This window comes from Nostoc sp. DedQUE12b (assembly GCF_034530835.1).
GTDB lineage: Bacteria > Cyanobacteriota > Cyanobacteriia > Cyanobacteriales > Nostocaceae > Nostoc.
Window position 1 is genome coordinate 1 of record NZ_JAVRCI010000008.1, and the last position, 14,535, is coordinate 14,535.

Sequence of the window (14,535 nt, forward strand, 5' to 3'; positions counted from 1 at the left end):
ACTTCAACGGCGACGGCAAATCTGATATCGTCTGGCGCAACAAGGCAACCGGGCAGAATACCATCTGGGAAATAAATGGCTTCTCTGTGCAAAGCAACAACTTGATTACCCAGGTGGCTGATCAAGACTGGCAGATTGCAGGTACAGCCGACTTCAACGGCGACGGCAAATCTGATATCGTCTGGCGCAACAAGGCAACCGGGCAGAATACCATCTGGGAAATAAATGGCTTCTCTGTGCAAAGCAACAACTTGATTACCCAGGTGGCTGATCAAGACTGGCAGATTGCAGGTACAGCCGACTTCAACGGCGGCACAGAGAGAACCTGATATTGTGCTTTTACCCCCTAGAACACCGATTCAGTAATCAGAATTAAGTAGGGCTTGCTGAATAAAAGTGTAATCTAGTCCAGATAAGGGGTTGAAGCTTTTCTACCAAAAAAGTGCAAGGCTATAATCTCTAGAGTTTCAAAACCCTTGCACTTTCCATTTGATTTTTGTTTTCGGAGAGTGACAAAAGTGGGATAGTGTACTATGATTCATATTCTTTTAGTTAATCGTTCTTTCACCCGCTTTTACCCCTTCTGCGTGACACAAATCCAAAATTTATTGATTACACCCTTTTGCCTGGGACAGGGGAAAATATAGAGATATAAGAGCGATCGCCTGTATGAGCTACTGCCTTAATCCCCATTGTCCCAAGCCTGAAAATCCTGATGATGTCAATTTTTGCCGGACTTGTGGTACCAAGTTACTCCTCAAAGAACGTTACCGTGCTGTCAAACCAATCGGACAAGGTGGTTTTGGCAAAACCTTCTTAGCTGTGGATGAGGATAAACCCTCAAAACCACGCTGCGTAATTAAGCAATTTTATCCCCAATCTCAAGGCACTAGCACTCTGGCAAAAGCTGTAGAGTTATTTAACCAAGAAGCGGTGCAGTTAGATGAATTGGGCAAACATCCGCAGATTCCCGAATTACTGGCATATTTTACCCAAGAAAATCGGCAGTATCTTGTACAAGAATTTATCGACGGGGAAAACTTAGCCCAGGAATTAGCACATAAAGGTGCTTTTAGTGAAACGCAAATTTGGCAACTATTAAACGATTTATTGTCAGTTTTACAATTTTGTCATGCTAGACACGTAATTCACCGCGATATTAAGCCAGAAAATATTATTTTACGCGAAAGCGATCGCAAACTAGTATTAGTAGATTTTGGGGCTGCTAAATCTACCACTGGTGCTGCCTTAAATAAAACTGGTACTAGTATTGGTAGTCCAGAATATGTTGCCCCTGAACAAATGAGAGGTAAAGCTATTTTCGCCAGCGATATTTATAGTTTGGGTGCGACTTGTATTAATTTATTAACAGTGCGATCGCCCTTCGATTCTTATGATACTAACAACGATACTTGGGTATGGCAGCAATACTTGCAAACTCCCGTCAGCAATCATTTGAGTCGCATTCTCAACAAGATGCTAGAAAGTATTCCAATTCGGCGTTATCAAACTGTAGAAGAAGTTCTCAAAGACTTAAATAAATACTCGCCAGCAGCATCAAAGCCAGCGGTTACACCAAAACCCATCCCTCAATCACCACTCAATTCTCCACCCAATTTTGTATCGAAATCTCCTAGTGAACTCGATCGGGAATTAGAAGAAATGAAAACCCAATTTATGGGTAACAACAAACCTCAACCAAATAAAATACAGCCACAAAACGCCACACCTCAGCCTTCTAGTAAAAGCAAAATAGATGAAGAATTAGAAGAATTAAAAGCCAAATATCTTGGAAAGAATAATACACAAAATCAATGATAAAACCAAATATCAAAAGCCTCTATTACATCACACATATTGAAAATTGGCCCTCAATACTTCAAAGAGGTATTAGCTTAACAATGAATAATTAACAATTAACAGTGATTGACAAAAAAAGTGACTCTCAAAGAGCCACTTTCAAATTTACAAACTAAAACTCTCTAAACTTTTGGAGAAGTTGTAGGTGTTGTAGGTGTAGTTGGTTCTGAAGTTTGCAGATCTCTTGGTGTAGAAGTTTGCACTGATGCTTCAGAAATCGGCGTCCATTCGGTGTGGAAAGCTCCGGGCTTATCAAGTCGCTCGTAGGTGTGCGCTCCGAAGTAGTCGCGTTGGGCTTGAGTGAGGTTTTGGGGCAAGCGATCGCGTCGATAGCTGTCAAAATAATCTAATGACGCACTGAATGCTGGCACTGGAATTCCCAGTTTTGCTGCTGTTGCCAACACTTCGCGCCAAGCTGTTTGTCTGTCGAGAATCGTCTGCTTGAATTCCGGGGCTAATAGCAGGTTGGGTGGCGCTGGATTTTCGTTAAATGCCTTCTTAATCTTATTCAAAAATCCAGCACGAATAATACAGCCACCCTTCCAAATCCGCGCCATTTCACCTAAATTCAAGTTAAAATTATAGGTTTTTGAAGCTGTAGCTAGCAGTGCCATGCCCTGAGCGTAAGAACAGATTTTCGAGCAATAGAGGGCATCCCGCACCATGTTGATAAAGGCTTTGGTATCCCCCTCATACTTGCCAGAAGGGCCTGTAAGTATCTTGGATGCTGCTACCCGTTCTTTTTTGAAAGAAGACATGATCCGGGCGTTCACCGCCGCAATGATTGTTGGTACAGCAACACCCAAATCCATTGCAGTTTGCACTGTCCAGCGTCCGGTTCCCTTTTGCCCTGCGGCATCAACAATCAAATCGACTAAGGGTAGATTTGTTTCTGGGTCAATGTAGGGGAAAATCTTTGCCGTAATTTCAATCAAAAACGAATTGAGTTCGTCGGTAGTGTTCCATTCGGTAAAAACTTCGTGTAGCTGATTATGGTCTAGTCCAGCAACATTTTTCAGCAAGTCGTAGGCTTCAGCAATCAGCTGCATATCGCCGTACTCAATGCCGTTGTGTACCATTTTGACGTAGTGACCGGCGCCACCAGGGCCGCAATAAGTTACGCAAGGACCATCGTCAACTTGGGCAGCAATTTTATTAAAAATTGGCGATAGATACTCATAGGAGCTTTCTGTACCTCCTGGCATGAGTGAAGGGCCATTTAGCGCACCTTCTTCACCACCGCTAACACCCATCCCGATAAACCGAAGTCCAGCCGGTTCTAATTCTTGAGTGCGTCGTTCCGTATCTTCAAACCAAGAGTTGCCACCGTCGATAATGATATCGCCTTCATCTAGCAAAGGTTTAAGTTGAGAAATCACCGCATCTACTGGCTTACCAGCTTGCACCATCACTAGAATTTTGCGGGGACGTTCCAATAAGGCAACGAATTCTTCTAGAGTAAAGGCGGCTTTGACGTTCCGTCCTGGCGCACGCTGCGCCATAAACGCATCCGTTTTTTCTCGGGAGCGGTTGTAAACTGCAATTGGGAAGCCATTGCGCTCCACGTTGAGAGCGATGTTCTCACCCATAACGGCTAATCCAATCACACCAAAGCTTTGTAGTGTCATAAAAAATTTCTGGCTAACTCTTGCAGATCCTTTTACTTTAAGGGTAGTCCGATATTTTCCGTTCTCCCCTAAAGAAGACCTTAAGACTTGAATAAATGACAAAAATCCACAACTAACAGGGATAATTGATTTTAAATTGTATCTAAATCAACAATTGACTGGCAAAATTTGCAAAATTGAAATAATCAAAGGACGCAGTAAGGAGTAACCAAATAATGCTGGCATTTGTCCTAGCTTTGGTAGTGGGTCTTGGTAGTTTAGCCATTTACATAGCAGCTTTCTTTTTCCCAGAAATCCACCGCAAGAATGACTTTATCTGGAGTGGCGTAGGATTATTCTACGCTTTAGTCTTATGGGTGTTTGCGCCACGTATTATTGGGGGTTTGTTGCTCGGTCATGTGGCTAGTGTGGCTCTTTTGGTCTGGTTTGGCTGGCAAACTCTATCATTACGTCGGCAATTGACTCCACAGGCACAACAAACCCAAGTACCCAGTGCTGAGACGGTAAAAACTGGCATTCAAGAACAGGTGAATAAGTTGTCCCTTCAGGAACGGCTGGGCCAGTTGCAAAAAGGTCTTGGTAGTACCTTCAGTGGCGCAAAAGACAAAGTGCAACAGACTGTGAGTAAAAAGACACCCACAACCCCCAAACCTGAAGATATTATCTCTGTAATATCAGAGAAACCTGCTGTTGAGATTATTGACAAAACTATTGTCATACCAGAACCACCAGCAGAGGAGACAGTTATTACCGAAACCGAAGCAAAAACTGAGAGTGTACCAGAAGCGATTCCACCACATCCCCCATCTCCTGAACTGGTGGAAGCAGCGCAACCAGATTTTGAAATTGAGGATAAGCAACCGATTCCTGTAGAAGAAATTGCGCCGGATGCGGTACTCGCTCCCCCAGCAGAAATGCCACCGGAAGCAATACCGCCTAATCAAGGTAGTTGAATGCAGTGAAACCCAGCGTTAACCTAATATAATGTTGGGTTTCACTATTTCCATCAGGCTTATTTTAGGGCTAATTTCAAACGCTAATTCAGAACGATAGAAGCACACATCAAACGCTAAAAAGAAATTCATGTGTCCTAAAATCAATGGGGCGTTTCTATCTCTTGTCCAAGCAAAAGCTAGCTCTACTGTCGGAAATTGCTCAACATTCGCCATCAACACCAATGCCCTTGCCTCAAATCTAGCCAGATTACCAGCTAATGGAACAGAGAGTCTTTGACGTTCCCAAACTGCTCCCAGCCTTAACCCGATTTCGTAGGGCAATACGTTGACAGTAGAACCAGTATCTAGTAAACCTGATACATTTACCGAACGATTTTCATAAGTGAGAACTAGCGGTAGATAAGGCAGCGTACTTAATGCACCGAGTTCTGGATTTACCTCAGTAAATGCAAATCTAACTTTATCAACCATGTGTTGCCGCTTTTTCTTCTGCCAGTGCCTTCGCTAAAACAGCAGCAGCTTCAAAAGAATCATATAAGCCAAGACTTGCTACTTTGTCCTCAGCATCCAATGGAACTAAACTTGATTCCTTCAACAATTCGGCTGCCAGGAAATGTATTAGTAAGAGTTTATCAGTGTGGGATAATTCTTTAACTAGCGGTATGAGTTCGGTAAGAAGCATAAGTTAAGGCTTTAATGAATTTAGATAAATTTTAGAGCATAGTTTGGGAAATGCTTTTAACTAACTAGAAATAACAATTATGAACATCCAACTTAAAGCGGAATACGAGCAATTTATACAAACCCGAATTGCTACAGGTAGATATGAAAATGCTGAAGATGTGATTGCTAAAGCATTGAAACTGCTGGAAGAATGGGAGAAGGGTTATCAGGAATGGGAAGAAGAAACCCATAAAAAAATAGCTGTTGGGCTTGCTTCTATTGAACGTGGAGACGTAATAGATGGTGAAGTGGTGATGGCGCGACTCTCAGAAAAATTACGCAAAGCGCGTGAGACTCAAGGATAATGGAATATTTTATTGCCAAAGAAGCAAGCCAAGATTTAGATGAAATTTTGGATTATTTTCTGGTTCGCAATATCAACGCAGGGGAAAGATTTATTCAAGGATTTAATAAGAAGTGCCAAAACATAGCTCAATTCCCAAATATAGGACGAAGCTACCCAAATTTTGATCCAAGCCTTAGAGGGTGTTTGAAAAGTAGGTCAGGGTGTAAAAAAGCTCTCTCAGTATAAGCTGTGAATAGAAAGAACACAGCATTGAGAGAGTAGCATGAGTAAAGCATACCCCAGTAATTTGACCTATACCCAATATCAATTTCTCTGTGAGATGCTTCCAGAAGCAAAAAAAGGTGGTCGTAAGCGTGAAGTCGATATTTGGTCAGTCCTGAACGCGATTTTTTACATTCTGCTAGAAGGGGTGCGATGGCGATCGCTACCAGAGGACTTTCCTGCTTGGCAAACTGTATATACGTACTTTCGTAACTGGCGCAGGGATGGAACTTGGATGAAGATTCATGATAATCTGCGAGAATGGACGAGAATCGAAGAAGAACGCCATCCAAGTCCGTCAGAAGCCATCATTGATAGTCAAAGTGTCAAAAGTGCAGCGATGGTGAGTCAGGAAGTGGGCTTTGATACAGGCAAAAAAATTAAAGGACGCAAGCGGTTTATGACCGTTGATACGTTGGGATTAGTGCTGCAGGTGTTGGTCACCGCCGCCAATGTGCCAGAGCGGTCAGGTGGTAAACAAGTGCTCAAGCGCGTCAAAGAAATGGGCAATAAGGTTTCTCGCTTGACGACCATTTGGACTGATGGCGGCTTTGATGGTCCAGCCTTTATGATGTGGGTGATGGACACTTGCCGTTGGATTGTGCAGGTGGTGCTGCGACCAGAGCAAACTAAGGGCTTTGTCTTGCTCAAAAAGCGATGGGTGGTGGAGCGCACTTTCGGCTGGCTGATGGGGTGTCGCCGATTGCTTAGAGATTATGAACTTCTACCGGAAACATCGGAGACGTTTATTTACCTTGCCATGATCCGGATCATGGTGAGGCGATTAGCATAAAATTTGACCCCTCAAAACTTTTCAAACATCCTCTTAGACGCTCCTAACTTTCACGAAGAAACAACTTTCAAATGTGAGCCATGATGAGATAGGTAGCTGGAGTTAATCACCCGATTACGCCCAGAATTTTTAGCCTGTAATAGACATTGATCGGCACGATACAGCAGACTTTCTCCTTTCTCATCATCCTCAGCTTGCAGAGAGGCTGTACCCAAACTAATGGTGACATTAATTGTCAGTTTATTGTTGAGTGCAAATGGTTCGTCGCTGACTACGCGATTGAGACGACGGGCTACTAATAATGCTTCCTCATCGGTAGTGTTAGCCAGAAGAATTACAAATTCTTCGCCACCATAGCGGAATGCTGTATCTTGACAGCGCAGATTGTGGCGCAAGCGCTGACATAATACTTGCAAAATGCGATCGCCTACTAAATGCCCATGAGTATCGTTAACTTTTTTGAAATGATCTACATCCAGAATAATCAAACTCAGGGAAGTTTTTTGGGCCCTGGCTCTTTGAATTTGTCTGGGCAAGTCCCATTCTAAAGCACGACGATTATTTAATTCTGTCAACGAATCTGCTAAGGCGATCGCAGATAACATATCATTTGTCCGAATCAAATCTCGGTATTTTTGTGCTTTCCGCAAACCAACTGTCAATTGAGCAAGTATTAATCCATGATTGGCAGTCAACTCTGCCAAGCTATAGTCTGTTTTTTCTTCAATAAGATGCCAAATATATGCATCGGCTCCTTGCTTTAGGGCCGCAGCACTCATCTCTAATTCCCTGTGCCAACCCTTATTTCTATCATTCAACTGTTGAGAACGATCCTCGAAGAGAATACAGTATATCCACGATAGTTTTGTCTGTTCTTTCAACCAACCGCAGAGTTCCATACTGCTATCCAGGCTAGCTTGCACCAAGATTATATCGGGGGGTGTTGTTTTAATCCGCGATACTGCTTGATCCAAATTGTCCATAACTTCTATACTAAAAGCAGTCGCATAACGGATCTGATCTGGAAGTGTAGCGATAAAATTATTTTTTCCAAAGATCAGAATAGAAATATTCATTGCTTTATTTTTTATCCTATTTAAGTTTTAAAGAAATTCACTTGGGTAACTACTACTCTTGTCGTCTAATACTAAATATGATGCTTCCGGCTAAATTATATTTTTTGACATCTTGTTTTTTGAGCATCGATTAAACAGTACATTTCCAAATTAAATCTCATTTTCAGAATTTATATTTGTTACTAATCTACTACTACCGTTTCGAAAATATTCATTTATAACAACTAATGTCTTCTTTACAGTTTATTTTTAAAACAGTAAAAACACTGAATATTATTTAATGGATAAAAACTCTTGCTGTAGTTTCTTAAGTACTATTTCCCTGATGAAATTACCGAAATAAATAGTTTGTAATAACCATTGCAGCAAGCAGATAAATTTATTCTCAAATAGAAAAACAAAGAAAATATAAAAATTTTTCATTGAATTATTAAATCCCAAATTTTATTATGTAATGAAAAATGTCATTTCCCATAAAGTTTTTTAGCCTTTTCCTTTAATAACTAGGCCTTTACCAAATATTAAGAAAGTATTTAAACTGCATATAAAAATACACAGCAATGACTACCTACTGCGATGTACAGTAGCTCTTTGGAGCTAATAGTCCCTCTAAATAAAGACAGATATTGTCGGGTGAAAATTTATAATTTAACTGAGAATGAACCAAAATCAAACAATGCGTTGACAGTCAAAATAAAATATTTCTGCCTACACTTTATCTGTATTTGTCTATTTACTTAATTCACATCTTTTTTATTTACTGCAACATCATAAATCGGGAAAACAAAGCTAAATAAAAACTTGATGTCAAAACCTGCCCCTACTTGGGGAAAATTATTTCGATTCAGCCCTTCTACGGGCGGAAAAAATATAAAAAATTTTGTTTGCGTCGCCTGAGATATTAAAATCTAAACTTCTGTGAAAAGCTGGAATCAGATCAATAACCTTCTATAGCGTGACCAGCAGCAACAATTACTTGTTTGATTGACTCCTCAGAAGCTTCCGACTCTACCGTGACAGTTTTAGCGTTAACATCTACATCCACTTTGGCTTTAGGTTCCATAACGTGCCTATACTAAGTAATTATTTCTATGCATCCCCCAAAAGGAATATTTGATACTTTCAGTTTTAGTGCCATTTGCTACCTCAGTATGGGAATTTTAAAGTATTTCTTAATGATTAATCTTAAGCAGCTGAATACGATGTCTACGAGGGGCTACGCTTATGTGCATCTTGCCAAGGTCAGGCATTAGCTTAATAGCATCCTAGTAACTGCATATATGTCACTCACTTACAGAATTCGCTGGCAGTAATATTAAACAAAATGCAAGAATATATAAAGCTATTTATGAAAATACACCTACTTAGTGCCGCTACGCCCAAGTCGAAATTCTAAAGTCTAAAGTTAAAAACACCTATGTCTTCAAATCCCCAGTACCTAAGCGGTAACGAAATTCGCAACATATTTCTCGACTTCTTTGCCCAACGGGAACACCAAATTCTCCCAAGTGCCTCCCTCGTGCCAGAAGATCCAACCGTGCTGCTGACGATCGCGGGGATGCTACCATTTAAGCCAATATTCTTAGGGCAGCGCACACCAGAATTTAAACGGGCTACGACTTCACAAAAGTGTATCCGCACCAACGATATCGAAAATGTCGGACGCACCAAACGGCATCAGACGTTTTTTGAGATGCTGGGCAATTTCAGCTTTGGTGATTATTTTAAAGAACAAGCGATCGCTTGGGGTTGGGAAATCTCCACACAAGTCTTTGGCATTTCCCCACAAAATCTCGTCGTCAGCGTTTTTAAAGATGATGATGAAGCCTTTGGAATTTGGCGCGATCAAATCGGTGTGCCGATAGCGAGAATTAAACGCTTGGGCGAAGATGATAACTTTTGGGCATCTGGCCCTACTGGCCCTTGTGGCCCTTGTTCAGAAATTTATTACGACTTCCACCCAGAACGCGGTGACGAAAATATAGATTTAGAAGACGATTCCCGGTTCATTGAGTTTTACAACCTCGTCTTCATGCAATATAACCGGGATGCGTCTGGGAATTTAACGCCACTGCAAAACAAGAACATCGACACCGGCATGGGTTTGGAGAGAATAGCGCAAATCCTCCAAAAAGTACCCAATAACTACGAAACTGACCTGATTTTTCCAATTATCCAAACAGCAGCGCAAATTGCTGGCATTGATTACCACAGCAGTGATGAAAAAACCAAAGTTTCTCTAAAAGTGATTGGCGATCACATTCGTTCTGTTGTCCACATGATCGCCGATGAAATTCGCGCTTCCAACGTGGGACGGGGTTATGTGCTGCGGCGATTAATTCGGCGGGTAGTGCGTCATGGGCGATTAATTGGGATTTCTGGCGAATTTACTACCCAAGTTGCCGAAACTGCGATCGCTCTTTCGGAATCAGCTTACCCTAATGTGCGTCAGCGAGAAGCAGCAATTAAAGCTGAGTTGCAACGGGAAGAATCGAATTTCCTCAGAACTCTGGATAGAGGCGAAAAACTCCTAGAAGAAATCATCCAAGAGGTGAAACAGCGAGGGGAAACTCAAATTAGCGGTGAGAGTGCATTTACCCTTTACGATACATACGGATTTCCCCTCGAACTTACTCAAGAAGTTGCTGAAGAAAATAATCTCACAGTCGATGAAGCTGGATTTGATGCCGAAATGCAAAAGCAGGTGGAACGTGCCAAAGCAGCACATGAAACCATCGATTTAACTGTGCAAGGTTCTCTCGACAAATTAGCAGAACACATCCACGCTACGGAATTTATCGGATATACCCAACCTGCAGCGACTGCAAAAGTCGAAGCGATTTTGGTAGAAGGTGTTTCCCAAGAGGAAGCAGAAGCGGGAACAGAAGTGCAAATTGTCCTTGACAAAACGCCATTTTATGCTGAATCTGGGGGACAAATCGGCGATCGCGGTTATATCTCCGGTGATGGTATCGTTGTTCGCGTAGAAGACGTGAAGAAAGAATCTGATTTCTTTGTTCACTTCGGACGCATCGAACGCGGTACACTGCGCGTAGGCGATCGCGTCACCGCCCAAATCGATCCGGCTTGTCGCCGTCGCGCCCAAGCTAACCATACCGCAACGCACCTATTGCAAGCGGCATTGAAAAAAATTGTTGATGAAGGCATATCTCAAGCAGGTTCTCTAGTTTCCTTTGATAGGTTGCGCTTTGACTTCAACTGTCCCCGTGCGTTGACAGCAGAGGAAGTTCAACAAGTTGAGGAACAGGTGAACAGTTGGATTGCTGAGGCTCATGCTGCAAAGGTAGAAGTATTACCTTTAGCTGAGGCAAAAGCTAGGGGTGCTGTTGCCATGTTTGGCGAAAAATACGGTGAGGAAGTGCGCGTGATTGACTTCCCTAGCGTATCAATGGAACTATGCGGTGGAACTCACGTAAGTAATACTGCTGAAATTGGCGTCTTCAAGATTATCTCGGAAGCTGGCGTAGCTTCTGGGGTGCGGCGGATTGAAGGTGTTTCGGGACCAGCAATACTCGATTATCTCAATCTGCGCGATAAAGTAGTTAAAGATTTGAGCGATCGCTTTAAAGTTAAACCCGAAGAATTACCAGACAGAATCACAAGTCTGCAAAGCGAACTGAGAAATAGCCAGAAGGAATTAGAAACCTTAAAGGTACAGTTAGCGATCGCTAAATCAGACAGCTTGCTACAAACAGCAGAAAGCGTAGGCGATCATAAAATTATTGTCGCCCAATTAGAAGATGTCGATCCAGAATCATTGAAAACCGCAGCCGAACGCTTGTTGCAAAAAATCGGTAACGGTGCGGTGGTACTGGGTTCTGTTCCGGAAGTTGGGAAAGTTAGTATAGTTGCAGCTTTTAGTTCAGAAGTGAACAAAAAAGGTTTGCAAGCTGGTAAATTTGTGGGTGCGATCGCTAAAATCTGCGGCGGAGGTGGCGGCGGAAGGCCGAACTTAGCCCAAGCCGGCGGACGCGATGCAAGTAAATTACCAGATGCGTTAGCACAAGCGGAAAGTGATTTAAAGTCCGCATTAGGTTAATAAGCTGCTAACGCGAAACCTAATCTCCAAGCCCCATTTTCTATAGAACTTAGGCACACGCACTCAGGGGCAATTCATAAATTGCCCCTACTTAAAAATCAGGGTTTTAACTATTAGTTTGCATAAGCCCTGTTTTCTCTTCAAGGCAAATATATTGTTATTTATTATTCCCCTCTGCCCCCCTGCACCTCTGCTCCTCTGCCCCTCGGTAACAGAGCGTAGCCGAAGTGCTGCCCCCTACTTCCTCCCCATTCCCCAGATATGCTTCAGACTTTTCTATAATAATTAAGTCAGTCCCGTCATCAAAAACAGCCTGTGACTACCACTCCCCTATCTCCAAGTTCAACTGCTCAGGTTCCAGATACGCTAGGCCGCTTCGGACGCTTTGGCGGTAAGTATGTACCTGAAACGCTCATGCCTGCCCTAGCTGAATTAGAAACAGCTTATCAGCAATATCGCAATGACCCTGGTTTTCAAGCAGAACTACAGCAGTTGTTACGGGACTATGTAGGACGTGCGACACCATTGTATTTTGCTGAACGCCTGACTGCTCATTATGCCCGACCCGATGGTACCGGGCCACAAATTTACTTAAAACGTGAAGATTTAAATCATACTGGCGCTCACAAAATCAATAATGCCCTTGGTCAGGTATTGTTGGCGAAACGCATGGGTAAACAGCGGATTATTGCTGAAACGGGTGCCGGACAACATGGAGTTGCTACAGCCACAGTTTGTGCGCGTTTTGGGCTGGAATGCGTAATTTATATGGGCGTTCAGGACATGGAACGCCAAGCTTTGAATGTTTTTAGAATGCGGCTGATGGGGGCAGAAGTGCGTCCGGTAGAGGCGGGAACCGGAACTTTGAAGGATGCTACTTCGGAAGCAATCCGTGATTGGGTGACAAATGTGGAAACTACTCACTACATCCTGGGTTCGGTAGCAGGGCCTCATCCTTACCCAATGATGGTACGTGATTTCCATGCAGTAATCGGCGAAGAAACCCGCGCCCAAGCAATGGAAAAGTGGGGTGGATTACCTGATATTCTCTTGGCTTGTGTCGGTGGTGGTTCCAATGCGATGGGACTATTCTATGAGTTTATAAATGAGTCTTCTATACGCTTCATTGGGATTGAGGCAGCCGGGGAAGGTGTCAATACCGAAAAACACGCCGCAACCTTGACAAAAGGACGGATTGGTGTATTGCACGGAGCCATGAGCTACCTACTGCAAGATGAAGATGGGCAAATCATTGAGGCACACTCAATTAGTGCGGGGTTAGATTATCCCGGTGTGGGCCCAGAACATAGCTATTTAAAAGATACTGGTCGCGCTGAATACTATAGTGTGACGGATGCAGAAGCTTTGGCGGCATTCCAGCGATTGTCGAAATTGGAGGGGATTATCCCAGCATTGGAAACAGCCCATGCGATCGCTTACCTCGAAACCCTCTGTCCTCAACTAACCGACAGTCCTCGGATTGTAATTAACTGCTCTGGACGTGGTGACAAAGATGTACAAACGGTAGCCAAGTTATTGTATCCAGGGTAAATCTACATAAAATATCTGGGAAAAAACAATAATGGATCAACAATTCCAACACCCAATGTTACCGCAACCCACTCATGACGAGTTGGCACGCCAAAACTTTGTGCAAACTATGAGAATGCACATTTTCAGGAATATCCTTCCTGGTAATAAGGAAGTTTATGAAAAACTAGCGAAGCCGAAGTTTGAACAAGAACATCAGCGTCCTCCCCAGAATCGTTATGAAATTCGGGAAGTAATGCAGCACCAACCCTATTATCGCTGGACTAATGCCCTGAAGCGCATCAGCCAGGAAATGTTATGGGATGCTGTAAATGCCAACGTTGACAGACAACTGCCAGAGTTGATTGAGCGTGCCAAAGATAAAGGTGGTGAACTGGGTACTTTAACCCTCGACCCAAATTTTCAAATACCTGCTTATCAAAAGGCTGTAGACATTCACTGTATGCCCGGAGGATATCACAGTGAATTCACTGCTGATGATGTCGCAGCTGGTGCAACTTATGATCGCGGCGCTTACGTTTATGGGCTAGGTTGGTTGGGGCCTCTCAACGATGATATGGGGCTATCTATAGTCCAAAACTACCTTTTAGCAGAGTTTCCCAACTTTAGACCGAGAAAAATCCTCGATATGGGATGTTCTATTGGCAATAGCACATTACCTTATGTCGATGGTTTCCCAGATGCAGAAGTGCATGCCATCGATATAGGTGCATCTATCCTGCGTTATGCTCATGCAAGAGCCGAAGCCTTGGGAAAACGGGTACACTTCTCTCAGCAAAATGCTGAACATACTAACTTCCCCGATGAATCATTTGACTTAGTGGTTTCTCACATTTTGCTACATGAAATCCCCCCGTCATCTGTGCGTAAAGTTATGCAAGAGTCTTATCGTCTACTAGCTCCTGGTGGCATGATGATTCATCTGGAAGCACCCCTGTATCATCACATGGATCTTTATACACAGTTTATGTCTGATGGGGAAACCGTTAACAACAACGAACCCTTTTGGAGTGCTGTACGCGATTTAGATTTGGTGCCGCTAGTTACTGAGGCTGGTTTTTCAGCAGATAAGACATTCGAGAAATTTGTCCCAAATGGGGCATGGAGAGCAAAAGAAACTAATGGCCTGGTTAAAAATCGTAACTCAGCCACCCAAGGCACTTGGTTTCTCGTTGCTGCAACTAAGTAAGCAGAGAAAGTTTCGTAATACTTCGGCTACGCTCAGTACAAGTTCGTAATCGGCTATGGCCTGCTACGAAGAAAGTAATTCGTAATTGAGAAAGTCAGATTTTATCTGGCTTTCCTCGTTTTGTATGTCTA

General features: G+C 43.0%; 12 protein-coding genes and 2 pseudogenes. 9 read left to right on the top strand and 5 right to left on the bottom strand.

Translation table 11 applies throughout. The annotated features are described in order from the left end of the window. Together RMY16_RS06005 and RMY16_RS06010 are read left to right on the top strand one after the other, a co-directional pair. Positions 1-329 (top strand): VCBS repeat-containing protein (locus tag RMY16_RS06005; RefSeq protein ID WP_322735587.1); only part of this gene is annotated, 329 nt, incomplete at its 5' end. 340 nt (positions 330-669) lie between these two features. Next, positions 670-1,818, top strand: a complete 1,149-nt coding sequence (locus RMY16_RS06010; RefSeq protein WP_322735588.1) for a protein kinase domain-containing protein — start codon at positions 670-672, stop codon at positions 1,816-1,818. Positions 1,819-2,066: 248 nt separating this feature from the next. Here the strand turns inward: RMY16_RS06010 and gndA are convergent. Continuing rightward, positions 2,067-3,488 (bottom strand): annotated as a pseudogene (gene gndA, locus RMY16_RS06015) (NADP-dependent phosphogluconate dehydrogenase); the annotation flags it as partial. Positions 3,489-3,703: 215 nt separating this feature from the next. Between gndA and RMY16_RS06020 the strand changes: the two are divergent. Then, positions 3,704-4,441 (top strand): Ycf66 family protein, encoded by a 738-nt coding sequence (locus RMY16_RS06020; RefSeq protein WP_322735589.1) that lies wholly within the window; start codon positions 3,704-3,706, stop codon positions 4,439-4,441. Positions 4,442-4,459: 18 nt separating this feature from the next. Here the strand turns inward: RMY16_RS06020 and RMY16_RS06025 are convergent, their stop codons facing one another. Both RMY16_RS06025 and RMY16_RS06030 read right to left on the bottom strand, forming a co-directional pair. Beyond that, positions 4,460-4,915: a hypothetical protein gene (locus tag RMY16_RS06025; RefSeq protein ID WP_322735590.1), complete on the bottom strand. Its 456-nt coding sequence runs from the start codon at positions 4,913-4,915 to the stop codon at positions 4,460-4,462. Further along, on the bottom strand, positions 4,908-5,126 hold the full coding sequence (locus RMY16_RS06030) for a hypothetical protein (RefSeq protein ID WP_069067808.1): 219 nt from the start codon (positions 5,124-5,126) through the stop codon (positions 4,908-4,910). Before RMY16_RS06030 ends, RMY16_RS06025 begins: the two co-directional genes overlap by 8 nt. A 79-nt stretch (positions 5,127-5,205) precedes the next feature. Here RMY16_RS06030 and RMY16_RS06035 point away from each other — a divergent pair, with 79 nt between their 5' ends. The 3 genes from RMY16_RS06035 to RMY16_RS06045 are packed head-to-tail and all read left to right on the top strand — an operon-like array spanning position 5,206 to position 6,528. Then, positions 5,206-5,472, top strand: coding sequence for a type II toxin-antitoxin system ParD family antitoxin (locus RMY16_RS06035; RefSeq protein WP_118161967.1), 267 nt, complete (start codon positions 5,206-5,208; stop codon positions 5,470-5,472). Further along, on the top strand, positions 5,472-5,699 hold the full coding sequence (locus RMY16_RS06040; RefSeq protein ID WP_322735591.1) for a type II toxin-antitoxin system RelE/ParE family toxin: 228 nt from the start codon (positions 5,472-5,474) through the stop codon (positions 5,697-5,699). Before RMY16_RS06035 ends, RMY16_RS06040 begins: the two co-directional genes overlap by 1 nt. A gap of 37 nt (positions 5,700-5,736) precedes the next feature. Continuing rightward, positions 5,737-6,528: an IS5 family transposase gene (locus RMY16_RS06045; protein ID WP_322735592.1), complete on the top strand. Its 792-nt coding sequence runs from the start codon at positions 5,737-5,739 to the stop codon at positions 6,526-6,528. 50 nt (positions 6,529-6,578) lie between these two features. Here the strand turns inward: RMY16_RS06045 and RMY16_RS06050 are convergent, their stop codons facing one another. Both RMY16_RS06050 and RMY16_RS06055 read right to left on the bottom strand, forming a co-directional pair. Then, on the bottom strand, positions 6,579-7,604 hold the full coding sequence (locus RMY16_RS06050; RefSeq protein ID WP_322735593.1) for a diguanylate cyclase: 1,026 nt from the start codon (positions 7,602-7,604) through the stop codon (positions 6,579-6,581). Between the two features lie 937 nt (positions 7,605-8,541). Continuing rightward, positions 8,542-8,742, bottom strand: a pseudogene (locus RMY16_RS06055) (copper chaperone). Positions 8,743-9,021: 279 nt separating this feature from the next. Here RMY16_RS06055 and alaS point away from each other — a divergent pair. From alaS to RMY16_RS06070, 3 genes are all read left to right on the top strand, one after another. Further along, positions 9,022-11,664, top strand: a complete 2,643-nt coding sequence (gene alaS / locus RMY16_RS06060; protein ID WP_322735594.1) for an alanine--tRNA ligase — start codon at positions 9,022-9,024, stop codon at positions 11,662-11,664. A 315-nt stretch (positions 11,665-11,979) separates the two neighbouring features. Further along, the gene (gene trpB, locus RMY16_RS06065) at positions 11,980-13,215 is read left to right on the top strand and encodes a tryptophan synthase subunit beta (protein WP_322663346.1); all 1,236 of its coding nucleotides are present in this window, start codon (positions 11,980-11,982) and stop codon (positions 13,213-13,215) included. Between the two features lie 31 nt (positions 13,216-13,246). Continuing rightward, positions 13,247-14,404, top strand: coding sequence for a class I SAM-dependent methyltransferase (locus RMY16_RS06070; RefSeq protein ID WP_322735595.1), 1,158 nt, complete (start codon positions 13,247-13,249; stop codon positions 14,402-14,404). The last annotated feature ends 131 nt before the right edge of the window (positions 14,405-14,535 follow it).